Genomic DNA, 21,324 nt, shown 5'->3' with positions numbered 1-21,324 from the left:
TCACGGTAACTACCGACCGAAAATGGAGATTGCGGCGCCGCAAACCGCCCCCCGCGCGCCTTGCCCCTGCGTCTCCAGCGCCGCGCCCTCTACTGCGCCGAAGCGTGACTGAGCCAGGTCTTCACCGCGCCCAACCCCTCATTGCGGTTTCCGGTGCGGTGGGCGGCCTCCTGATAGACGGCGATCTGGATATCGGCGCTGGTGCCGCCACTGATGATGGTGCGCAGATGTTCCAGCTCCGCCCGCCCGCCGAGCGCGTCGGCATCATCGGTCAGCTGGTCGATCAGGCTGTCCACCGCCTGCGCCACCGGAACGGCCTCGCGGGTGTGGCGGTCGACGAAGCTGCCATGGATGCCGTAGCGCTGGGCGCGCCATTTATTCTCCACCGCGATGGCGCGGTCGACCGCGTCGATTCCGGCGTTGAGCTTCGGGTTGCGCACGAGATGGCGCACCAAGGCCCGGTACAACGCGGCGATGGCGACCGAATCTTCCACCCGGGTGCAGCTGTCGGGGGCGCGCAGCTCCAGCGTCGGCTGCTTCTCCGAGGGACGGATGGTCCACCACACATAGCTCGAATCGCGGATCGCCCGCGCCGCCACCAGCGCGTCGATATAGTCCTTATAGTCCTTCGCGCTCTCGAACAGCTCCGGCAGGCCGGTGCGAGGCAGTTCGTCATAGGCGGCGAGGCGATAGCCCATCAGGCCGGTGCGCCGGGACTCCCAGAAAGGCGAGGAGGTGGAAAGCGCCACGAAGACCGGGAGATAGGGGAGGATGCGGCGCATCACGTCGATGCGCTGGTCGGCATCGGGCAGTTCCACATGTACATGCATGCCGCAGAGCAGGTTGCGCTCGCCGGGCATCTGCAGATCGTGCATCAGCCCCTCATCGCGCTGGGTCTGCGGGCGCTTGCCGCTCTGCCAGCTGGCGGTGGGGTGGGTTCCGGCGGCGATGAAGGCGAGGTCGAAACCCGCGCTTACCTCGGCGAGGCTGCGGCGCAGCCCGTGCAGTTCCCCGCGCGCCTCGGCGGCGGAGCGGTGCGGGCGGGTCATCACTTCGATCTGCGCGTGCAGCCTCTCGCCGCTCACGCCCGGGCCGAGCGCCTCGCGCACCGAGCCCATATAGGCGGTCGGCATCCGCCGCAGGGGGCTCTTGCTGGTCTTCTCGACGATGAAATACTCTTCCTCGATGCCGATGCGGTAGTCATCCGTGCTGGCCCCGGACATGGCATCCTCCCCGCATTCATTCCAGATCGCGCGTCGCATCGCAGCTTAGCCGACGCAGAATCGGCTCGCTTAGCGGCGGGGTGAGGGATGATGGAAAAGTAAGACTGTAATGTGACCTTTCAAAATCGCGAGTAAAAGAGAATATAATGTGTATTTATTCTAATAGAAACGATGTGTTCTATTTATTTGTTGAAAAGTGACATGGGTCTTCCGCGTGACGTCCATCACGGGGGGGCGTGGCCGGCACGCTCAGCGCGCGGCCTGCCGGGCCGCTTCCACCAAAGCGAGGGCCGCCACGGCGGCGGTGTCGGCGCGCAAGATGCGCGGGCCGAGCGAAAGCACCAGGGCGCCCGGACGGGTGGCCAGCAGGCGCCGCTCCTCGTCGGCAAAGCCGCCCTCGGGGCCGATCAGCACGGCGAGCGGGCCGGCGATGGCGGCGCGCAGGGGCGCGAGCGGGTCGGATTGCGGCGCCGCCTCGTCGCAGAACACCAACACCCGCTCGGGCGGCAGATCGGCAAGCCAGCGCGGCAGCGTGACCGGCTCCAGAACCTGCGGCGGGGTGAGGATGCCGCATTGCTCGGCCGCCTCGATCACATTGGCGCGCATGCGCTCGGTGTTGACGCGCGTCGCCTGGGTGCGGCGGGTCATCACAGGCACCAGCCGGCCGGCGCCCATTTCCACCGCCTTCTGCACCATATAGTCGAGCCGCGCATGCTTGAGCGGGGCGAACACATAGTCGAGGTCGGGCGGCGGGGTCTGGCGCCGCAACAGGGCCTCGCAGCGCAGCAGCACGTCGCGCCGCCCACCCGCCTCGCGCACCGCGCGCCATTCGCCGTCGCGTCCATTGAACAGATGGAGGTGCTCGCCCACCGCCAGCCGGATCACGTCGGAGACATAATGCGCCCGGTCGCGGTCAAGACTGACGCACGCGCCCTCGGTGAGCGCATCGTCGACGAAGAGCCGCTGGGCACGGAAATCATAGGGTTCGGCGGTAGAATGGTCGGGAGCGCGGGTCATGGGTCGATTTTTGTCCGGAATTTGCAGGCAATATCGCGTGCGCCGTGATGTTGCCCAATCTTTCATGCCTCTGTATCACGCTTGGTCAATGACACGGCACCGATCGACCTCCTGATGAGAGATTGGCCTTTGAACAGTCACCCGATGCGCCTACGGGCGGGCTCCGCGCTGGCGACCCTGGCGGGCCTCGCGCTTGTCGGCCTCCTGGGCACACTTCCGGCCGGCGCGCAATGGATCGGCGCCCCCGGCGGCTCGACCGATGGCACCTCCTCGGGCGCGGTAACGATCGCACCGGCGCCGCAGGCGGAACTGCCGGCTGGCCAACCGGCGCCGGGATTCGCCCCGGGTGCCGCCCCGGGCTATTCGCCCGGTCTTGGAGCGGCCCCAGGCGTGAGCGCGCCGCAGCAGGCGAATCCGGACGCGGCCAATTGCCAGAGCCAGGTCGCCAAGCTGCGCGAGGAACTCGAAACGCGCGGCGGCGCCCTCCAGGGAGCCACGAAGAAGAAGCTTCCGCCGAGCGAGCTGTGCCCGATGTTCCGCAGTTTCGCCAACGCGCAGCAGGCTTTCTATTCCTTCCTCAACACTAACAAGGCCAAGTGCGGCGTGCCGGACGATATCCTGGTGAAGTTCAAGGAGAACGTCGCTTCGGTGAACACCACGCGCAACCGCGTCTGCGAGGTGGCCAAGATGCAGGAGAGCGGCGGCGGCGGCGGTCCCGGCGGCCCGCCGCCCCAGGGCTCGGTATCGGCGGGCCTCGGCCTGTCGACCGGGCTGCCGACCATGGAGGCTCCTCCGGGCGGTGTGTTCGACACGCTCGGTGGCGACGCGCTGCGCTGAAACCATGACCACCGCCGCGCCGTCTCCCGTCGCGCCGGCTCCGGCCGATTCCGCCGGCAATTGGGTCGACCGCTACGCCCCCGCCGCGCTGCGCCCCTTTCTTCGTCTCGCCCGCGCCGATCGGCCGATCGGCAGCTGGCTCCTGCTGATTCCCTGCTGGTGGTCGCTGGCGCTCGCCTTGCGGGTGCAGGCGGAAAGCGGCGTTGCCGCCTATGGGCAGGCGGCGGCCTGGGCGGGGCTGTTCGCCCTCGGCGCGGTGGCGATGCGCGGCGCCGGCTGCACCTGGAACGACATTCTCGATCGCGACATTGACGGGCGGGTGGAGCGCACCCGCTCGCGCCCGCTGCCGTCCGGGCAGGTGACGCTGACCGGGGCCGTGCTCTTTCTCGCCCTTCAGTGCCTGGTGGGGCTGGTGGTGCTGCTCTGCCTGCCCGGATTCGCCATCGGGGTGGCGCTTTCCTCGCTCGGGCTGGTGGTGGTCTATCCGCTGATGAAGCGGGTGATCTGGATCCCCCAGCTCGTGCTCGGCCTTGCCTTCTCCTGGGGCGCGCTGATGGGTTTCGCTGTGCTGCTGCAGGCGCTGCCGGCGCCCGCCCTGCTGCTCTATGCCGGCGCGGTGCTGTGGGTGGTGGGCTATGACACCATCTATGCCCATCAGGACCGCGAGGACGACGCGATTGTCGGGGTGAAATCCTCGGCCCTGCTGTTTGCCGGCGATACAAGCAAATGGCTGGCCGGGCTTTATGGCGCGGCGGTGGTGCTGTTCGGCCTTGCGCTGGCGAGTGCCGGTGCCGGGCCGCTGGCCTGGGGCGGGCTCGGCATCTTTACCGTGCAGCTCTGCACGCAGCTGTGGCGGCTCGACATTGACGACCGCGCGCTGTGCCTGCGCCTGTTCCGTTCCAACCGCGACGCCGGGCTGATCCTGCTCGCCGGCCTCCTTGCCGACGCGCTGCTGGCCTGAGCCGCCGCCGGCCGACACAGCCTGCGCGGTTGCCGCGCCGGGGCAGGTGGTGGTAAGCAGCGCAAACCTTTTAAAACCCACGGTTCCCATGAGCATCCGCCTGCATCGCGGCGATCTTGTCGATCTCGCCCGCTATACCCCCGACAAGGCCCCCTTCATCGCCATCGACACCGAAACGCTCGGCCTCAAGCCGCACCGCGACCGGCTGTGCGTGGTGCAGCTGTCCCCGGGCGACGGCACCGCCGATGTGGTGCAAATTCCTGCCGGGGCGGGGCCGGGCAGCGCGCCGAACCTGGAAAGCCTGCTCACCGACCCCCGCAGCGTGAAGCTGTTCCACTATGCCCGCTTCGATGTGGCGGTGCTCGGCAAGACCTTCGATCTCACCGTCTCGCCGGTGTGGTGCACCAAGATCGCCTCGCGGCTGACCCGCACCTATACCGACCGGCATGGGCTGAAGGAGCTGGTGCGCGAACTGCTCGGCATCGATCTTTCCAAGCAGCAGCAGAGCTCCGACTGGGCGGCTGAGGAACTGAGCGACGCGCAGCTGCAATATGCCGCCTCCGATGTGCTGCATCTGCACGCCCTGCAGGCGCGGCTCGCCGCCATGCTGGCGCGTGAGGGACGCGGCGAGCTGGCGCAGGCCTGCTTCGAATTCCTGCCCACCCGCGCCCGGCTCGACCTCGCGGGATGGCCGGACGAGGACATTTTCGCGCATATGTGAGCGCGCTGCCTGACAATCGCCGGCTTCTCGGGCGAGTGGGTAACGGTCGCCGCTCCGGCTTGCGCCTTTGGCCGGAAGCCGCCATCTTGAGCGGCGGCCAGGGTTGCGGAGGGTGGCCGTCAGCCGGGGATAAACCGTCGCGCATGAACAAGCATGTCGAACCCCCCGTTCCGCGGGGCGCGAAAGCGAGCGAGCCGGAAGGGCGCCGCGGGTCGGCGCACGCCCCCGCCTATGGCGCCTCTCGTGGTCCCTCGCAGGCTCAGCTGTTCAAGAATGCGCGGCGCCACAGCCGCCGGGTGCGATTCCTTCGCGTCGCCCTGCCGCTCGGCGTGGTGCTGGCGCTCGGCGCCACGCTGGCGATCAATTATCTCGATCCCTTCACCCTCGCCGTCGACCTGCCCTTCGATCTCGGGCGGGTGTCACTGTCGGGCACGCAGGTGAAGATGGAGTTTCCCCGCCTGCACGGCTTCACCGCCGATAATCGCGGCTACAATGTTTCCGCCTTCGCCGCCTCGCAGGACCTGACGCAGCCCAACCTCATCACGCTCGACAAGATCGAGGCTAAGCTTGAACTGGCGGACAAGGGCTGGGCCAACCTCAGCGCCATCGGCGGCAGCTACGATACCAAGACCGAGAATCTCACCCTGGATGGCGGCGTGACCTTCGATACGTCCTCCGGCTATGGCGGGCGGCTGAAGGAGGCCGCGATCGACATCAAGGGCGGCAAGATGGTCTCGAACAGCCCGGTCGAGCTGACCTACCTCGACGGCAAGCTGACCGCCGATACGCTGGAAGTGTCGCAGAAGGATTCGCGCGCGCTGCTGGTGGGCAATGTGCAGCTGGACTTCAAGATGCCGGCTCCGGAAGAGGCGGCGGCCAAAGGCGGGCAAGGCGGCGGGCAAGGCGCCGCCGCACCTGCACCGACCGCCGCGCCCGCGCCCGAGGCGAGCGCCCATGGCACGACTCCGTGACGCGGTCCTCATTGAACCGTCGGCGCGGGGCGGCTAGACATGTCGGCATGAACATGCCCCACGCTTTCACCCGTGCCGGCCTCGCCGCCCTTCTCGCTGCCGCGTGCCTCGGCCCGCTGGCGACTGCGGCCCTGGCCCAAGGCAAGAACGTGCCAAACGCCCTTCAGGGCTTCGCGGCGAATCGCGACGCACCGATCCGGATCAACGCCAACAGCCTGGAAGTGCGCGACCAGGAGAAGCAGGCGGTGTTCAGCGGCAATGTGGTGGTGCAGCAGGGCGACACCACCATGCGCTGTAAGGAGCTGGTGGTTTTCTATGACGGCAAGGAAGCGGGCGGCAAGGAGGCGGGCGGCAAGGAGGCGGGCGGCAAGGAGGCGGCCGCGCCTTCCAGCGACGCGCTGGCCGCGGGCAGCCCGATCAACTCCTCCGCCATCCGCCGGCTGGAAATCAACGGCTCCGTGGTCGTGACCACCAAGGAGCAGACCGCCACCGGCGACCAGGGGGTGTTCGAGACCAAGGCGAACACCATCACCCTCACCGGCAACCCCGTCGTGCTCACCTCCGGGCCGAACGTCATTCGCGGCAAGAAGCTGACCGTCGACCTGACCAGCGGCCTGTCGCGCTTCGATGGCGGCCGCATTGAGAGCCTGATCGTGCCCAACAGCATGGGCAATGGCGGTGGCCTGCCCGGCGCCAAGCCGGCCGCCCCGGCGGCCAAGCCGAAGCCGGCGCCGTAACCTTCGCGGGGGCGCGCGCCCTTGACGCTTGGCGTTGCGCCCTTGCGCGGACGCCGGAGCGCGGCGAGGAACCGTTCGGGTTTCATGGGTATGCAAACACCCGTTTCCGGGTTCAGCCTGACTCTGCCCGCATTTCGGCCCGCTTCTTGCATCCCGATTTGCCAGCGGCGCGCTGAACGTTTATCACCTTCCGGGTGGTGATCTCACCACGGAGGGTGCGCGTGGGACTTTTCTCGACGATCGTCGGACGCGGCAAGGCAGCGTCACAACGTTCCGGGTCAGCGTCCGCGCCGGCCCGCGGTTTCAGCGACCATGACGAGGCGGCGCCCGGCGCCGACGAAATCGAGGCCCGTTTCCAGGCCGATTTTGAAGCGGCGCTGGCGGCGGATCTGCGCGCGCCGCGTGAGGCGCCGGGTTCCGCCCACGCGGCCGAGACGGGCCGCGCGCCGGCCCCGCCTGCCGTGACGGCGTTCCGCACGCCCGAGCCGACGGTGGGCGAACAGCGCATGCTCAACGCGGTCGGCCTCGCCAAGAGCTATGGCGGCCGACAGGTGGTGCGTGGGGCGAGCCTGCATGTGCGACGCGGCGAGGCGGTGGGCCTGCTGGGGCCGAACGGCGCCGGCAAGACCACCATCTTCTACATGATCACCGGCCTCGTGAAGGCCGATGCCGGCCGCATCGAGCTGGACGGTCACGACGTGACCCACCTGCCGATGTACCGCCGCGCCCGCCTCGGCGTCGGCTACCTGCCACAGGAAGCGTCGATCTTTCGCGGCCTGTCGGTGGAGAACAACATTCGCGCCGTGCTGGAGGTGGTGGAGCCGAACCGCCGCGAGCGGGAGCGCCAGCTCAACGAACTGCTGGAAGAATTCCGCGTCACCCATGTGCGCAAATCGCCCTCCATCGCTCTTTCCGGCGGCGAGCGGCGGCGGGTGGAAATCGCCCGCGCGCTGGCCTCGCGCCCCACATTCATGCTGCTGGACGAGCCTTTCGCCGGCATTGACCCGATCGCGGTCGGCGACATCCAGGCGCTGGTGCGCCAGCTCACCGAGCGCGGCATCGGCGTTCTGATCACCGACCACAATGTGCGCGAGACGCTGGGCCTCATCGACCGCGCCTACATCATCCATTCCGGTTCCGTGCTGATGGAAGGCTCGCCCGAGGAAATCGTGGCGAGCGAGGAAGTCCGTCGCCTCTATCTCGGCGAGGAGTTCCGTCTGTAGCATGGACCGCATCCCGCCCACCGCTTTTGCCGCCGCCCGTGGAGAGTGCGCGCCATGTCGCTAGGTCCGCGTCTCGAATTCCGCCAGACCCAGTCGCTGGTGATGACGCCGCAGCTGATGCAGGCGATCAAGCTGCTGCAGCTCTCCAATCTCGATCTGGTGGCGTATGTCGAGGCGGAACTGGAGCGCAACCCGCTGCTGGAACGCCAGGCGGAGCCCGAGGGCGAGCGTGCCGGCACGGGTGAGGGCGAGGGCGAGGCCGGCGGCGTCCGTGAGCGCACCAGCGATGCCGATCTCGACCCAAGGGCGGAGGCCGCGGGCGAACGCGACATGCGGGACGAGCGCGACGGCCGCGACGAGCGGGTGTCCGACTGGCTGGAAGAGCGGCTCGATACCAGCCGCAGCGCCATCGAGGACCGGCTCGACACCAGCATGGAGAACGTCTTTCCCGACGATGCCGGCCGCGAGCCGGTCGCCCCCATGCCCAGCAGCGAGGCGCCGGCCTATTCCGAATGGACCGGTGCGGGTGGCGGCGGCCAGGATGGCGAGGGCTACAATCTCGAAGCTTTCGTCTCGGCCGAAATCTCGCTGGCCGACCACCTCGAAGCCCAGCTTGTGCTGGCGGTCAGTGATCCGGTCGAGCGCCTCATCGGCCTCAACCTCATCGACCTGATCGACGAGGCCGGCTACCTTTCCGCCGACGTCGCCGGCGTCGCCGAGCGGCTCGGCGCCCCGCCGGCGACGGTGGAAAAGGTGCTGGCCGTGGTCCAGACCTTCGATCCGCCCGGCATCGGCGCGCGCTCGCTGGCGGAGTGCCTCGCCATCCAGCTGCGCGAGCGCAACCGCTACGACCCCTGCATGGCGGCCTTGCTCGCCCATCTTGAATTGCTGGCCCGGCGCGAATTCACCACGCTGAAGCGGGTGTGCGGCGTCGACGACGAGGATCTGGCCGAGATGGTCGGCGAGATCCGCCGGCTGAACCCCAAGCCGGGCCTCGCCTTCGGCTCGGGAATCATCCAGCCGGTGGTGCCGGATGTCTTCGTGCGCGGCGCCACCGACAACTGGCTGGTGGAGCTCAATTCCGAGACCCTGCCGCGGGTGCTGGTCAACCAGGCCTATTATGCCCGGGTGCAGAAGATCACCCGCAACGAGCGCGAAAAGGCCTTCCTCTCCGATTGCATGCAGACGGCGACCTGGCTCACCCGCTCGCTCGACCAGCGCGCCCGTACCATCCTGAAGGTGGCGACGGAGATCGTACGTCAGCAGGACGCCTTTCTGTCGCTCGGCGTGCAGCATCTGCGGCCGCTGAACCTGCGCATGGTGGCCGACGCCATCGGCATGCATGAATCCACCGTCTCGCGCGTGACGTCCAACAAATACATGGCGACGCCGCGCGGAATCTTCGAGATGAAATATTTCTTCTCGTCTTCTATTTCGTCCTCGGATGGCGGGGAGGCGCATTCGGCGGAATCGGTGCGCTTCCGCATCAAGCAGATGATCGAGGCGGAGAGCCCCGATGACGTGCTTTCCGACGACACGCTGGTGCAGCGCCTGCGCGAGGCGGGCATCGACATTGCCCGCCGCACCGTGGCGAAATATCGCGAGGCGATGCGGATTCCCTCCTCCGTGCAGCGCCGGCGCGAGAAGCAGGCGGCGGCCGCCGCCGGCTGAACAGGCGGGCGCGAAGGACGCCGGGCAGCTTTCGCAGCAGCTTCACACAAGCTTCACACACGCTGTCCACTGCCCCTCGTTGACACTTTCCTTCGCGGCTCCTACCTCTTAGTGGCACCGGCCGGGCATGTAGGGGGTTCGGGCAGGGCGAGGGGCGGTTTCGCGAACGCTTCTCGACCCGCCCCAGCAGAGGGACTAGTCACGATGCCGCTGCGGGTTTCAGGTAAAAATCTCGACGTGGGCGAAGCTCTCAGGCAGCGCGTTTCCGATCGCGTCGCCGGGGCGATGGACAAGTACTTCGACGGTGGCTGGTCCGGCCACGTCACCGTGGCCCGCGAGGGCTCCGGCTATCGCGCGGACTGCGCGCTGCATCTCGATAGCGGGACGGTGTTGCAGGCCCATGCGGACGCGCAGGACCCTTATGCCAGCGCCGATGCCGCCGTGGAGCGGATCGAAACGCGGCTGCGGCGCTACAAGAGCCGGGTCAAGCGTCGCGCCGGCAATGGCGAGGGCGCCAGCGAGCCCGCTCCGAGAGGCGAGACGGTTCCGATCACCGTGTTCTCGGCGCCCGACCACGAGGAAGCCGAGCCCAGCGAGGGCTGGTGCCCGACCGTGGTCGCCGAGGCGACGACCAACCTGCCGCGCCTTTCGGTGAGCAACGCGGTTCTCGAACTGGACTTTACCGGCGCCACCGCCCTGGTGTTCCGCCATGCCGGCCATGGCCGCATCAACGTCGTCTACCGGCGCGCGGACGGTCATGTCGGCTGGGTGGACCCGCCGGCCAGCGCCCTGGCGGAAGAAATCCATTGATCACCCTGCCTCATGGGAAGCGCGCGGCCGCTGGAGCGGTTCGCGCGCTTCATCTCGCCCCGACCCGGATCGCCACGCCGCGGATCGTCTCATGGCTCTGAACGACATTCTGGCACCGTCCGCGGTGTTTCCGACTCTCAAGGTCGGCAGCAAGAAACAGGCCCTGCAGGAGCTTTCCGCCCATGCGGCGGCGCTGCTGAAGCGGGACGAGCGTGAGATCTTCGAGACGCTGAACCAGCGCGAGCGCCTCGGCTCCACCGGCGTCGGCAATGGCATCGCCATTCCGCACGGCAAGCTGGCGAAGATGGACAAGCTGTTCGGCATGTTCGCCCGGCTGGACCGGCCGATCGATTTCGAGGCGCTGGACGGCGAGCCGGTCGACCTCATCTTCCTGCTGCTGGCGCCGGAGGCGGCGGGGGCCGATCACCTCAAGGCGCTGGCGCGGGTGGCACGGCTGCTGCGCGACCCCGAGACCGCCCGCAAGCTGCGCCATTGCCGCGATGCGCAGGCGATCCACACCCTTCTGACCGGCGCGCCGGCCACCGACGCGGCGTAAAGCGCCGGCAGGGCGGCCTGCACCAGACAAGAAGCGGGCAGGTGATGACTTTCCCCGCCCGGCGCCCTACCTCAGCAGGGTCAGACGTCAGGAGCCGTGCCATGCCCGAAACCCTTCCCGCCAGCCTCGCCCTTTCCGCCGGCCAATGCCGGGCCGCGCGCGCCCTGCTGGGCTGGAGTGCCGCCGAACTGGCCGCGAAGGCCCGGGTGACGCCCACCTGGCTGGAGGCCTTCGAGCGCGGCGGCGAGACGTTGGACGATTTCGACCCCGGCGAGGCGGGGCGGGTGCTGCGGGCGCTGGAGGAGGCCGGCGTTGAGTTGCTCGCGCCCGGCCAGGCGAGCACTGGCGGTGGGCCGGGCCTGCGCATCCGCCAGCAGGGCGGCTATATCCCGGCCGAGCAGCTCTCTTCCGCCAATGACGGCTGACACGTTGCGTCGCCCCGGACGGCCCTCAGGGCCGATCCGGGATCGTTCGCGGGTCTGATAGGGCGATCCCGGCTCAGCGTTGCGGCCGGGATGGCGCCATCCTGCTTCTTTACGGCGTGATCGCCACCTTCAGCACACCGTCGCGCTGGTGCGCGAACAGGTCGTAGGCCGCCTCGATATCGTCAAGCTTGAAGCGGTGCGTGACCAGCGGCTTGAGGTCGATGCGGCCGGAGGCGATCACGTCGATCAGCCGGCGCATGCGCTCCTTGCCGCCGGGGCAGAGCGTGGTGACGATTTTGTTGTCGCCCAGCCCGGCGGAAAAGGCGCCGAGCGGGATTTTCAGATCGGTGGAGTAGACGCCGAGCGAGGACAGCGTGCCGCCGGGGCGCAGCACCTTCAGCGCGCTCTCGAACGTGCCCTGGGTGCCGAGCGCCTCGATGGCGACATCGACGCCGCGCCCGTCGGTGAGCGCCAGGATCTGCTCGACCACGTCGCCCTGCTTGAAGTCCACCACGTCGCTGCAGCCGAGCTGGCGGGCGATGGCGAGCCGCTCGGGCACGGTGTCGACGCCGATGATGCGGGTGGCGCCCTTCAGCTTGGCGCCCGCCACCGCGCACAGGCCGATGGGGCCGAGCGCGAACACCGCCACGATGTCGCCGATCTGCACGGCGCCGCTCTCGGCGCCGGAGAAGCCGGTGGACATGATGTCCGGGCACATCAGCACCTGCTCGTCGGAGAGCGCGTCCGGCACCGGGGCGAGATTGGCGAGGGCATCGGGCACCAGCACATATTCCGCCTGGGCGCCGTCAATGGTGTTGCCGAACTTCCAGCCGCCCATCGGCTTGAAGCCGTGCTTCATGCCCGGCCCGTCCTGTGAGCCGCAGCCGCACAGGCAGGCATAGGAATAGCCTGAAGGGGTGATGGCGCCGGCGATGACCCGCTGGCCCTCGGCATAGCCCGTGACCTGCGAGCCGAGCTTCTCGATGATGCCCACCGGCTCATGCCCGATGGTGAGGCCGCGGGCGACCGGATACTCGCCCTTGAGAATGTGCACATCGGTGCCGCAGATGGTGGTGGTGGTGATCCGCACCAGCGCGTCGAGTGGACCGACATCGGGAATCGGCTTGTCGTCGAGGACGATTCGGCCGGGTTCGACGAAGATGGCGGCTTTCATCTTGGGCATGGTTCTCTCCTGCGGTTGACGCGCGCGACCTTTGCGCGCCCGACCGGAAGCGAGCCATGACAGGGGTCAAAAGCCGGCGATCAATTCGCGGGTAGTCCGGCGACCGGCCCCCGGAGAGGCCGGCCGGCTCAGCGTATGCCGCGTTCGGCCATCAGGCGGATTACCGCCGCCCGGAGATCGCCGATGCCGAAGCCCTCGCGGCTGGAGGTGGGGAAGACGATGGGAAAGGCCGCCGGCCGCCGGGCAAGGCCCGCCTGCGTCTCCGCCACCCGTTCCACCAGCTCATCCGCCCGCAGCTGGTCCGCCTTGGTCAGCACGACGGCATAGGAGACGGCGGCCTTGTCGAGCCCGTCCAGCACCTCGCGGTCGATCGGCTTCAGCCCGTGGCGGGAATCGATCAGCACGAAGACGCGGGCGAGATTGGCCCGCCCGCGCAGATAGGCGTGGACGGTGGCGGTCCAGGCGTCGACCTTGTCCTTCGGCGCCTTGGCGAAGCCGTAGCCCGGCATGTCGACCAGGGTCAGCTCCGGCCCGAGGCCGAAGAAGATCAGCTCCTGCGTGCGCCCCGGCGTCACCGAGGTGCGGGCCAGCGCCTTGCGCCCGGTCAGCGCGTTGACCAGGCTCGACTTGCCGACATTGGAGCGGCCGGCGAAGGCGATCTCGATCGAGCGCATCGGCGGCAGCGTGGCGATGGTGGGCGCCGCCGTGAGGAAGTTCCACTCGCCGGCAAAGAGCCGTCGCCCGGCTTCGATCTCGTCGGCCGTGAAGGCCGACGCGGCGGACGTGTCGTCGGCCTGTTCCATGGCGTTCAATGTCCCCGCATCAGCCGGCCTTCGGCTTCTTCGTGCGGACAAATATGCTCTTCAGATTGTCCCACAATTCAACCTTCACGCCGTTCTTGCGCATGATGATCGACTGCTGGATCACCGAGAGCGTGTTGTTCCAGGCCCAGTAGATGACGAGACCGGAGGCGAACGAGGCCAGCATGAAGGTGAAGACCAGCGGCATCCAGTCGAAGATCATCTTCTGCGTCGGGTCCGGCGGGGCCGGGTTCAGCTTCATCTGCGCCCACATGGTCATGCCCATGATGATCGGCCAGATGCCGAGCATCAGGAAGTGGCCGATGACGGGCACCGTGGCGGGATCCCAGGGGATGAGGCCGAACAGGTTGAAGATGGTCGTCGGGTCGGGGGCGGAGAGATCGCGGATCCAGCCGAAGAACGGCGCATGCCGCATTTCGATGGTGACGAACAGCACCTTGTAGAGGGCGAAGAAGACCGGGATCTGGATCAGGATCGGAAGGCAGCCCGCGACCGGGTTGATCTTCTCCTTCTTGTAGATCGCCATCATCTCCTGCTGGAGCTTGACGCGGTCATCGCCGAAGCGCTCGCGCAGCGCCGCGATCTCCGGCTGCACCGCCTTCATCTTCGCCATTGAGGCGTAGCTCTTGTTGGCGAGCGGGAAGAAGATGCCCTTGAGCAGCACGGTGACGACCAGGATGGCGACACCGAAATTGCCGACGAAGCGGTAGATCCAGTCGATCACCAGGAACAGCGGCTTGGTGATGAAATAGAACCAGCCCCAGTCGATCAGCAGGTCGAAGCGGTCGATATTGTACTGGGTCTGATAGCCATCCACCAGCTGCACCACCTTGGCGCCGGCGAACAGGCGGCCATCGGTGGAGGCCTTGGCGCCGGGCGCGACGGTGACGGCATCGCCGAGGAAATCGGTCTGGTAGGTCAGGTCGTTGCCGGTCTGCGCGGCGGAGAACCGGGCCTGCACCTTCTCGGCCGAGCCGGGGATGATGGTCGCGGCCCAGTATTTGTCGGTGATGCCGAGCCAGCCGCCGACCGAGGGGAAGGTCTGGCTGCGCGATTCGGCGATCGCGCTGTACTTGATCTCGTGCAGCCCGCCCTCGGAGGTGACGCCGATCAGGCCCTCATGCAGGATGTAATAGCCGAGCGTGTGCGGCGTGCCGTGGCGTGACACCAGCGCGTAGGGGTGCAGCGCGATCGGCTCGGCGGTGGTGTTGTCCACCTCGTCCAGCACGTGGAACATGTAGTTGGCGTCGATGGAGAGGGTGCGGCGGAAGATGAGGCCGGCGCCATTGTCCCAGGTGAGCACAACCGGCGTCTCGGGGGTCAGGCGCGCGCCCTCCGGGGCGGTCCACAGCGTGTCGCCGGCCGGCACCGCGACATTCGCACCGGCGCCCGGCACCCAGCCGAATTCGGCATAGAACGGGTTCGGCCCGCCCGAGGGCGAGAGCAGGACGATGATCGGGCTGCTGTTGTCGACGGTCTCGTGGTAGCCCTTCAGCGACAGGTCGTCGATGCGCCCGCCCCGAAGGGCGAGGGAGCCGATGACGCTCGGCGTCTCGATGGCGATGCGCGGCGTGCGGGCCAGTGCCTCGGCCCGGGTCATCGCCCGCGGCGCGGTGCCGGCGGGGGCGGCGGTTCCTGGCGCGGGGGCCTGCGAGCCGGCCTCGCTGCCGGCCTGGCCCGGCGCGACGGCCTGCTGGGCCGCCTGCTGCTGGGCCGCCTGGCGCTGCTTCTCCATCTGCGGCACGCCGGAGAAGAACTGCCAGGCAATGAGCACCGCCATCGACATGACGATGGCGAGGATCATGTTGCGGTTTTCGGACGTCATGGCAGGGGCTCTCCGTCGGCGCGCGGCGGGCTCTGCGCGGCGTCGCGCGCAGGCTTCGGCGGGCGCCGGCTTCCTGAGTGAAGGCGGGCGATTCCCCGCTCTATGTCGTGGATGAGGGCGGTGAAGGGCGTACCGAGCGCAGCGCGCCGGGCGACGATCACATAGTCGAAACCGTCCTTGGCCGCGCGTGGCAAGGCGTCGCGGGCCGCCGCGCGCAGGCGCCGGCGGATACGGTTTCGGACCACGGCATTGCCGTGTTTCTTGGTAATGGTGAGGCCGATGCGGGCCGGCGCCTCATCGGCGCGGTCGCGGCCCTGGAGCAGAAGCGGCCCGGAATTGGCACGCAGCGCGGAGGCTGCGGCCAGGAAGTCCTTGCGCTTGACGAGCCGGTCCATGATAGGGCGCCGATCCTCAGGCAACAGAGGGGCGCGCCCCAGCCATGTGGGGTCGAAAGGCTAGGTCAGGCCGAGAGGCGCTTGCGGCCATGGGCACGGCGCAGATTGATGATCTTGCGGCCGGTGCGGGTCGCCATGCGCGCACGGAAGCCGTGCCGGCGGGCGCGCACGAGCTTGCTCGGTTGATAAGTGCGCTTCACGGTTGTTTCTCCGCTTGTTCGATCTGCCGCCCTGTGCCGGAAGGTTCCCGTTCCGGCACGCCACGGAACCAGCCGGGGCGAAAAACGCAGATGCGGGAAGCAACCCAACGGCGGGGCAGCCGTGGTTGGGCGGCTTATAGGGGGCACTCTGGCCCAAGTCAATGCCGAGTCAATGCCGAGCCCCTGCGCCACTTCGGTTGCGCCCGGCCATCCACCGCTCTGCGCCGCTTCTTCTCGGCCGCCCAAGCCCGGCTCGCATCGGGAAATGGCCCGGTGCGGGCTTGCGCGCAAGCCGGGCGGGGTGCCTCTGGCAACGGCGTCCCCGCGCCTTACATGAATGTGATCGGGCGCGGGAGACGGGCCGGGGAGGGGACGGCCACGCGCCTTCCTGATCCGACGTCGTTTCCCTGCCGTAATCCTACCATCCGATGGCGCGCGCGTCTGACTTCGGCAGGAGCGGGGCGCGGGAGCGGAAGAAGCGTTGTTTGGCATGAAGAAGCGTTCGCAAGCCGGGACCGATGGCGTCGCCGCGCCCGCCCTCCTGGCGGGCGGCGATCGTGCGCGTCCCGGTGGCGGGGCGCTGCCGTCGGGGATGACGGGGTTCGGCGTCGCCGACGGGCCCGCCGCGCCACGTCTTTGCGAGGGTCGCGGTTTCCATCTCGGCCTGTCCGGCAAGCTGCTGGCGTTCACCCTTGCCTTCGTGCTGCTGGCGGAGGTGCTGATTCTGGTGCCGGCGGTTGCCTCCTTCCGGCTCAACTGGCTGTCCGACCGGCTCGCTTCCGCCCGTACCGCCGCCCTGGTGCTCGACGCCGCGCCGGATGGCATGATCTCGCCGCAGCTGACGCAGGAATTGCTGCGCAGCGTCGGCGCCATCACCGTGGCGCTCAAGCGTGACAATACGCGCCGGCTGCTCGCTTCCTCCGACATGCCCCCGGAAGTCGACCACCATGCCGATGTGCGTGATGTCGGGCCGTGGCAGGCGGTGCGGGAGGCGTTCGACACGCTGCTGGCGCCGGATGGCCGGGTGATCCGCGCCGTCGGCACGCCGCCGCGCGGCGAGGGTTTCGTCGAGATCGTCATCAGCGAGACGCCGCTGCGCAAGGCGATGCTGCGCTTCACCGGCAATGTGCTGCTGGTGTCGCTGGTCATCGCCGCGCTCACCGGGGCGCTGGTCTATCTGGGCCTTGCCTGGATGTTCGTGCGCCCGATGCGCCGCCTCACCCAGCGCATGATCGCCTTCCGCCTCAACCCGGCGCTGCCGGTGCTGGAAGTTGACGACGACCGGCGGCTGGACGAGATCGGCCAGGCTGAGCGCGAGCTGACCACCATGCAGCGGCAGATCGCCGAGACGCTGCAGCAGAAGAACCACCTTGCCGCGCTGGGCCTCGCCGTGTCGAAGATCAACCACGATCTGCGCAATCTGCTGGCCTCGGTGCAGCTGATTTCTGACCGTCTCGCCGACATACGCGACCCGGCGGTGCAGCGCTTCGCCCCCAAGCTGGAAGCGGCGCTCGACCGTGCCATCGCGTATTGCGAGCACACGCTCGCCTACGGCAAGGCGCAGGAACCCCCGCCGGAGCGGCGCATGGTGGCGCTCGCCCCGCTGGTGGCCGAAGTGCGCGACACGCTTGGCCTCGGCCCGGGGGAGGACGGCACCGGCATCGGCTTCGTCGAGTCGATCGACCGCGACCTGATGGTCGACGCCGATCCTGACCAGCTTTTTCGCGTGCTGCTCAATCTCTGCCGCAACGCCGTCGAGGCGCTGCGCGCCCGCGCGCCCAACGATGTCGCCCGGGACCAGATCCGCATCACCGGCCGGCGCGAGGGCGCCATCGTCGTCATCGAGGTTGCCGATACCGGCCCCGGCGTGCCCGAGAGGGCGCAGGCGCATCTGTTCGAGGCGTTCCAGGGCTCGGTGAGCCGGGGCGGCACCGGGCTCGGCCTCGCCATCGCCGCCGAGCTGATGCAGGCCCATGGCGGCGATGTGCAACTGGTTCCCGGCACGATCGGCGCTACGTTCCAGCTGCGGGTGCCAGACCGCCCGGTCGATCTCGACGCCCATCGGGCGCTGCGATCCTACGGTTGAGGGCGCGCGGGGGCGCAGTGCCGAGAGAGGACGCGATTTGAAAATCAGCTTCACCGTGGAAAGCCGGCGCCCGCGAATCGGCGTCAGCCGCCGGCGCCTTCTCGCCGGACTTGCGGCCTCCTTGCCGCTCATCGTGGCGTCCGCCGCCCCGGCCCAGCCCCAGCTCGCCACCCCCGTGCTTCCCGGCACGCCGGGCGCGGCGCCGGCCGCCGTCACCATTGAGGGCCGCGCGCTTCGCGTCGATGGCCAGAACTTCGCGGTGCGCGGCGTTGCGGGCGACGGACCGCTGGCGCTGCTGCCGGGCCTCGGCGCCACCACCGTGCGCAGCTATGGCGAAGACCCCGGCCCGCTGCTCGACGAGGCGGGCAAGCTTGGGCTGAAGGTGATCGCCGGCCTGTGGGTCGGCCAGCCGCGCCAGGGCGCCGACTACACCGACGCCGCTTTCCGCGCCCGCCAGCTGGCCGAACTGGAAGCCGTGGTGACGAAATATCGCGAGCATCCCGCTTTGCTGATGTGGGGCATCGGCAATGAGGTGGAGGTCGATCTCGCCGATGATTCGCCGGTCTGGCCTGTGATCGAGGAGGTGGCGGCCATGGTCACCCGCGTCGATCCGCTTCACCCGTCGCTCGCCGTGCTGGCCGAGACCGGCAGCGACAAGGTCGAGAAGCTGCGCAAGGCGGCGCCCAGCGTCAGGGTGCTCGGCCTCAACTCCTATGGCGATGCGCTCACTTCGGTGGTCGAGCGGGCCCGCAAGCAGGGGTGGGAGGGGCCGATCATCATCACCGAGCTCGGCGCGCTCGGCCAGTGGCAGGCGGCCCACACCCCCTGGGGCGCGCCCTTCGAGCCGAGCTCGACCCAGAAGGCGATCCAGCTGCGCCGCTATCTCTCCGCGCTGGAGGAACAGGGCGCCGGCACCATCCTCTTCCTCTGGGGCCAGAAGCAGGAGGTAACGCCGAGCTGGCACAGCCTGCTGCTGCCCGATGGCGTGTGGCTGGAGGCGGCGGAGGCGATGGCGCAGGCCTGGGGCGGCCAGTCGCCGGGCGGCAACCAGGCGCCCCGAATCGCCTCGCTGCGGGTGGCGGGCGAGCCGAGCGCGCCTTTCGCCGCCTGGGCGGCGGCGGAGGAGGGCGCCTTCACGCTTGATGCCATCGAGCCCGATGGCGACCTGATGGAGGTGCGCTGGTTCGTGATGGCCGAGAGTGCCGACCGTGGCGTGGGCGGCGATGCCGAACAGGTTCCGGCGCTTTTTCCCGATTCGGTGCGCCAGAGCGGACCCACGGGAGCCCGGATCTTCGGCCTCAAGCCCGGCCGCTACCGCGTCTTCGTCGAGCTGCGCGACGGCAAGGGCGCCGGCGCCACCGCCAACATGCCGTTCGAGGTGCGGTGACATGAGCGGGCGCGGGCGTCAGCGCCGCTCCGCCATCCCGGTGACACAAGACGGTTTGGTCAGGCGAGCGGACGCCCGCAGCGTTCCAAGACGTCTCGGAAACGGTCGCAGCCTGTGGATAGCGCGCTTCCTTGCCAGGACGTCTTGCAATGCGTGCGCAAACGGGGTAGCAGACGGGCCCTCGCGGTTGGTTATCACCTGTTGCCAACTGGCCGCGAACAGGCTTCCTTCCTCACCGGCAGGAAGCCGGGCGCCCGTAGCTCAGCTGGATAGAGCACCAGACTACGAATCTGGGGGTCAGGAGTTCGAATCTCTTCGGGCGCGCCACTTCGGTACAAAACTGCGAACACCGTTCGCCGCCGCTCCTACGCTTGATGCGGCAGCAAGCGTGCGCAGCAGATCCGATTTGTTTCCCATGAGCCGAATCTCCGACTTGCTGACCACCTCGACGCGTTGAGCCAGCGCTCGAAGGTGATCGCGGTGATATTCTCCGGTCTTGGTGCGTAGCTTGTCGCGGGCGACCTCGGAGAAGCGCTTCAGGCTCTCGACGGTAACTTTCGGGCCAGTCGTCTCCACAGCCGCTTGCGCGCGCGGCGTCGGCCTGGGCCTGGTCGCGAATCGCGGTCAGTTCGGCGATGCGGTCCTTCAATGAGAGATCGGCCATGTTTATGAGCCCGTTCTCGATCGCCTCATAAAGGCGCTTCAGCTTGGCCTCGGCCTCGGTCGCCCGCTTGTTGAGCTCGGTGATGTGACTCTCCGAGACGGACCCGGCCCACGAAGCTGCCCTCGCAGCCGCCAGGCAATCCATTTCTGGCGACACCATGCCCATCGCCTATCAAGGCAAGAGCGGCCGGTGACATGAAAAAGGTCGCGCAGGGTGGTGGCCGGCAAGGCGTGGAGGTCCGGGACGAAACGGAGGGCGCATGATGCGAGGCCTATGCCGCGCCCCTGACTCATTGCCTGCTGTGGCTGCTATAGAGAACCCGATGCCCGGCCTTTTGCCGCGGGAGTGCTGGAGAAAGCCATGGCCGAACGATTTGAGCGGCATCGCCAACCCTGGACCTACGAGGAACTGGAAAAGCTGAAGCTGTTGGCCAAGAAGGGCATGGCGTTGAAGGCAATATCCAAGGCAATGACGCGGAGCGAGGAATCCATAAAGGACCGCGCCAAGCTCGACGGTATAGGGATCGCCAAACTCCGCTGATGCCGTGACATGACGGGCTGCCGCGATTGGCGCCCTCCCTGTTCGCCGAGGCGCCACCCGTGGGATCCGGCTTCCAGGTCGGTGTAGGGCGTCGATCCGGCGGACGTCCAAGCGTGCCGCCAAGGGTGTGGGTTGCTCCTTATCGGCCTCGTTGTGACAGCCCTCATGTTTTGCGCTGGCGGTGCTGCCGGTGGTCCATATTGGCGACCACCGCATCGCCTTGCTAAGGTCAGATCCCGAGAGGAAGGCGCATGAAAGACAGTTTCCGGATGGCGGTCATCGGTGCCGCCTGTGCGCTGCTCGGCATCGTCATCGGTTTTGCCCTGGCCGCCACCTTTTGGGATCGGCTGCTTCTCGGCATTAATGATACCAGCCTCTCCAATTGGCTGGGCTTCACGGGGGCAATCCTTGGAGCGCTTGCCACAGTAACGGCCGGTGCGCTTGCCTATCTGGGCGTGCTGTACAGCCACGCAGCGAGTACGCGGGACGATGCCGTCCATCGCATCACCGGCTATCTGGCAACCCTGCGGAATCTTTATGCTAGCTGGCTCGAATTGAAGGACATGCCGGTGACGGATCCGAGCCGGCCCCTGAAGATTCACACGCTCCAGAGCGAACTCGTCCGGCCGGAAATCACCGTCGCATTGTACGATTCGATCCTGCAGGAAGACCAGGTCCCGGTCTTCGTGTTCTGCAACACGCTGCGCGTCGCGCTCACCGCCGGCCACCCGCATCAGCAGAATGCCGAGACGATTGCTCTCTATATTTTCGAAGATGTCACCAGGGCGCTGACGATCCGGAAACGTCTGTTGGAGGAGGGCAACCCGCTTCGGAAGGTGCAGGGGACCAAATTCCTGACACCGGAGCCCTATATCAAGGCGCTTTCCGATGGCCAGACGGATGGCCTCGCCGCCAAGAAGGCGTGGGTCTATGTCGAGCCGGGGCAGCCTTCGACAGATCTGCCCGGGCCGCTCGGGGTCTAGGGCTTGGCCGAGGCGGCGAAACAGCCCCGCCGCCGGAGGCAGCGCGGCGGTCTCCTCGTTCGATGGACGCTGAATGACGCGTTTTACA

General features: G+C 68.1%; 22 protein-coding genes and 1 tRNA gene. 15 read left to right on the top strand and 8 right to left on the bottom strand.

The genetic code is table 11. From position 1 onward, the window contains the following. Positions 1-89: 89 nt before the first annotated feature. A complete protein-coding gene (locus J2S76_RS10340; protein ID WP_307060125.1) occupies positions 90-1,223 on the bottom strand; it encodes a carboxylate-amine ligase in 1,134 nt (377 codons plus the stop codon). Between the two features lie 249 nt (positions 1,224-1,472). Then, positions 1,473-2,240: a 16S rRNA (uracil(1498)-N(3))-methyltransferase gene (locus tag J2S76_RS10335; protein WP_307060123.1), complete on the bottom strand. Its 768-nt coding sequence runs from the start codon at positions 2,238-2,240 to the stop codon at positions 1,473-1,475. 129 nt (positions 2,241-2,369) lie between these two features. On the opposite strand from J2S76_RS10335, the gene J2S76_RS10330 reads away from it, so the two are divergent. The 10 genes from J2S76_RS10330 (at position 2,370) to J2S76_RS10285 (ending at position 11,152) form a co-directional block, all read left to right on the top strand. Further along, positions 2,370-3,077, top strand: a complete 708-nt coding sequence (locus tag J2S76_RS10330; RefSeq protein WP_307060121.1) for a hypothetical protein — start codon at positions 2,370-2,372, stop codon at positions 3,075-3,077. 4 nt (positions 3,078-3,081) lie between these two features. After that, the gene (gene ubiA, locus J2S76_RS10325) at positions 3,082-4,038 is read left to right on the top strand and encodes a 4-hydroxybenzoate octaprenyltransferase (RefSeq protein ID WP_307060119.1); all 957 of its coding nucleotides are present in this window, start codon (positions 3,082-3,084) and stop codon (positions 4,036-4,038) included. An 88-nt stretch (positions 4,039-4,126) separates the two neighbouring features. After that, positions 4,127-4,759 carry a ribonuclease D gene (locus J2S76_RS10320; protein ID WP_307060117.1) on the top strand — a complete coding sequence of 211 codons (633 nt, stop codon included), beginning with the start codon at positions 4,127-4,129 and terminating at the stop codon, positions 4,757-4,759. 296 nt (positions 4,760-5,055) lie between these two features. Then, positions 5,056-5,730, top strand: coding sequence for a hypothetical protein (locus J2S76_RS10315; RefSeq protein ID WP_307060115.1), 675 nt, complete (start codon positions 5,056-5,058; stop codon positions 5,728-5,730). 47 nt (positions 5,731-5,777) lie between these two features. After that, the gene (locus J2S76_RS10310; protein WP_307060113.1) at positions 5,778-6,467 is read left to right on the top strand and encodes an LptA/OstA family protein; all 690 of its coding nucleotides are present in this window, start codon (positions 5,778-5,780) and stop codon (positions 6,465-6,467) included. A gap of 221 nt (positions 6,468-6,688) precedes the next feature. After that, positions 6,689-7,690 (top strand): LPS export ABC transporter ATP-binding protein, encoded by a 1,002-nt coding sequence (gene lptB / locus J2S76_RS10305; protein WP_307060111.1) that lies wholly within the window; start codon positions 6,689-6,691, stop codon positions 7,688-7,690. Positions 7,691-7,744: 54 nt separating this feature from the next. After that, entirely contained in the window at positions 7,745-9,361 is a 1,617-nt protein-coding gene (gene rpoN, locus J2S76_RS10300) for an RNA polymerase factor sigma-54 (protein WP_307060109.1), read from the top strand. Positions 9,362-9,565: 204 nt separating this feature from the next. Then, a complete protein-coding gene (gene hpf / locus J2S76_RS10295; protein ID WP_307060107.1) occupies positions 9,566-10,171 on the top strand; it encodes a ribosome hibernation-promoting factor, HPF/YfiA family in 606 nt (201 codons plus the stop codon). A gap of 91 nt (positions 10,172-10,262) precedes the next feature. Next, positions 10,263-10,727: a PTS IIA-like nitrogen regulatory protein PtsN gene (gene ptsN / locus J2S76_RS10290; protein WP_018389433.1), complete on the top strand. Its 465-nt coding sequence runs from the start codon at positions 10,263-10,265 to the stop codon at positions 10,725-10,727. A gap of 101 nt (positions 10,728-10,828) precedes the next feature. Continuing rightward, positions 10,829-11,152 carry a helix-turn-helix domain-containing protein gene (locus J2S76_RS10285; RefSeq protein WP_307060104.1) on the top strand — a complete coding sequence of 108 codons (324 nt, stop codon included), beginning with the start codon at positions 10,829-10,831 and terminating at the stop codon, positions 11,150-11,152. A 109-nt stretch (positions 11,153-11,261) separates the two neighbouring features. Here J2S76_RS10285 and J2S76_RS10280 read toward each other — a convergent pair whose 3' ends face one another. From J2S76_RS10280 to rpmH, 5 genes are all read right to left on the bottom strand, one after another. Continuing rightward, positions 11,262-12,335: an NAD(P)-dependent alcohol dehydrogenase gene (locus J2S76_RS10280; protein ID WP_307060103.1), complete on the bottom strand. Its 1,074-nt coding sequence runs from the start codon at positions 12,333-12,335 to the stop codon at positions 11,262-11,264. Between the two features lie 128 nt (positions 12,336-12,463). Beyond that, on the bottom strand, positions 12,464-13,138 hold the full coding sequence (gene yihA, locus J2S76_RS10275) for a ribosome biogenesis GTP-binding protein YihA/YsxC (RefSeq protein WP_018389436.1): 675 nt from the start codon (positions 13,136-13,138) through the stop codon (positions 12,464-12,466). A 19-nt stretch (positions 13,139-13,157) separates the two neighbouring features. After that, the gene (gene yidC / locus J2S76_RS10270) at positions 13,158-14,981 is read right to left on the bottom strand and encodes a membrane protein insertase YidC (RefSeq protein WP_307060100.1); all 1,824 of its coding nucleotides are present in this window, start codon (positions 14,979-14,981) and stop codon (positions 13,158-13,160) included. Beyond that, complete coding sequence (gene rnpA / locus J2S76_RS10265; RefSeq protein WP_018389438.1) at positions 14,978-15,376, bottom strand: ribonuclease P protein component; 399 nt, start codon at positions 15,374-15,376, stop codon at positions 14,978-14,980. The genes yidC and rnpA overlap by 4 nt, the downstream gene beginning before the upstream one ends. A gap of 65 nt (positions 15,377-15,441) precedes the next feature. After that, on the bottom strand, positions 15,442-15,576 hold the full coding sequence (gene rpmH, locus J2S76_RS10260; RefSeq protein ID WP_018389439.1) for a 50S ribosomal protein L34: 135 nt from the start codon (positions 15,574-15,576) through the stop codon (positions 15,442-15,444). 490 nt (positions 15,577-16,066) lie between these two features. Between rpmH and J2S76_RS10255 the strand changes: the two genes are divergently transcribed. From J2S76_RS10255 to J2S76_RS10245, 3 genes are all read left to right on the top strand, one after another. After that, on the top strand, positions 16,067-17,662 hold the full coding sequence (locus tag J2S76_RS10255) for a sensor histidine kinase (protein ID WP_307060097.1): 1,596 nt from the start codon (positions 16,067-16,069) through the stop codon (positions 17,660-17,662). Between the two features lie 37 nt (positions 17,663-17,699). Beyond that, entirely contained in the window at positions 17,700-19,049 is a 1,350-nt protein-coding gene (locus J2S76_RS10250; protein ID WP_307060095.1) for a glycoside hydrolase 5 family protein, read from the top strand. A gap of 250 nt (positions 19,050-19,299) precedes the next feature. Then, positions 19,300-19,376: transfer RNA gene (locus J2S76_RS10245), tRNA-Arg, on the top strand. Here the strand turns inward: J2S76_RS10245 and J2S76_RS10240 are convergent. Then, positions 19,347-19,625: a hypothetical protein gene (locus tag J2S76_RS10240; RefSeq protein WP_307060093.1), complete on the bottom strand. Its 279-nt coding sequence runs from the start codon at positions 19,623-19,625 to the stop codon at positions 19,347-19,349. The genes J2S76_RS10245 and J2S76_RS10240 overlap by 30 nt on opposite strands. 448 nt (positions 19,626-20,073) lie before the next feature. On the opposite strand from J2S76_RS10240, the gene J2S76_RS10235 reads away from it, so the two are divergent. Further along, positions 20,074-20,253, top strand: a complete 180-nt coding sequence (locus tag J2S76_RS10235) for a hypothetical protein (RefSeq protein WP_131837253.1) — start codon at positions 20,074-20,076, stop codon at positions 20,251-20,253. A 251-nt stretch (positions 20,254-20,504) separates the two neighbouring features. After that, positions 20,505-21,236 (top strand): hypothetical protein, encoded by a 732-nt coding sequence (locus J2S76_RS10230; RefSeq protein WP_307060089.1) that lies wholly within the window; start codon positions 20,505-20,507, stop codon positions 21,234-21,236. Positions 21,237-21,324 lie beyond the last annotated feature (88 nt).

The sequence above is a fragment of the Ancylobacter vacuolatus genome (assembly GCF_030813595.1).
Lineage (GTDB): Bacteria > Pseudomonadota > Alphaproteobacteria > Rhizobiales > Xanthobacteraceae > Ancylobacter > Ancylobacter vacuolatus.
Note: the sequence above shows the minus strand (reverse complement) of the source record. Positions and strands in the feature narration are given on the sequence as shown.

What these genes read in the sequence shown, in the direction of transcription:
- J2S76_RS10285 (WP_307060104.1), top strand. Translation starts at nt 10,829, where the DNA reads ATGCCCGAAACCCTTCCCGCCAGCCTCGCCCTTTCCGCCGGCCAATGC.
- rpoN (WP_307060109.1), top strand. Translation starts at nt 7,745, where the DNA reads ATGTCGCTAGGTCCGCGTCTCGAATTCCGCCAGACCCAGTCGCTGGTG.
- yihA (WP_018389436.1), bottom strand. Translation starts at nt 13,138, where the DNA reads ATGGAACAGGCCGACGACACGTCCGCCGCGTCGGCCTTCACGGCCGAC.
- J2S76_RS10280 (WP_307060103.1), bottom strand. Translation starts at nt 12,335, where the DNA reads ATGCCCAAGATGAAAGCCGCCATCTTCGTCGAACCCGGCCGAATCGTC.
- J2S76_RS10255 (WP_307060097.1), top strand. Translation starts at nt 16,067, where the DNA reads ATGAAGAAGCGTTCGCAAGCCGGGACCGATGGCGTCGCCGCGCCCGCC.
- ubiA (WP_307060119.1), top strand. Translation starts at nt 3,082, where the DNA reads ATGACCACCGCCGCGCCGTCTCCCGTCGCGCCGGCTCCGGCCGATTCC.
- J2S76_RS10340 (WP_307060125.1), bottom strand. Translation starts at nt 1,223, where the DNA reads ATGTCCGGGGCCAGCACGGATGACTACCGCATCGGCATCGAGGAAGAG.
- J2S76_RS10335 (WP_307060123.1), bottom strand. Translation starts at nt 2,240, where the DNA reads ATGACCCGCGCTCCCGACCATTCTACCGCCGAACCCTATGATTTCCGT.
- rnpA (WP_018389438.1), bottom strand. Translation starts at nt 15,376, where the DNA reads ATGGACCGGCTCGTCAAGCGCAAGGACTTCCTGGCCGCAGCCTCCGCG.
- hpf (WP_307060107.1), top strand. Translation starts at nt 9,566, where the DNA reads ATGCCGCTGCGGGTTTCAGGTAAAAATCTCGACGTGGGCGAAGCTCTC.
- J2S76_RS10310 (WP_307060113.1), top strand. Translation starts at nt 5,778, where the DNA reads ATGAACATGCCCCACGCTTTCACCCGTGCCGGCCTCGCCGCCCTTCTC.
- J2S76_RS10320 (WP_307060117.1), top strand. Translation starts at nt 4,127, where the DNA reads ATGAGCATCCGCCTGCATCGCGGCGATCTTGTCGATCTCGCCCGCTAT.
- J2S76_RS10230 (WP_307060089.1), top strand. Translation starts at nt 20,505, where the DNA reads ATGAAAGACAGTTTCCGGATGGCGGTCATCGGTGCCGCCTGTGCGCTG.
- yidC (WP_307060100.1), bottom strand. Translation starts at nt 14,981, where the DNA reads ATGACGTCCGAAAACCGCAACATGATCCTCGCCATCGTCATGTCGATG.
- J2S76_RS10235 (WP_131837253.1), top strand. Translation starts at nt 20,074, where the DNA reads ATGGCCGAACGATTTGAGCGGCATCGCCAACCCTGGACCTACGAGGAA.
- ptsN (WP_018389433.1), top strand. Translation starts at nt 10,263, where the DNA reads ATGGCTCTGAACGACATTCTGGCACCGTCCGCGGTGTTTCCGACTCTC.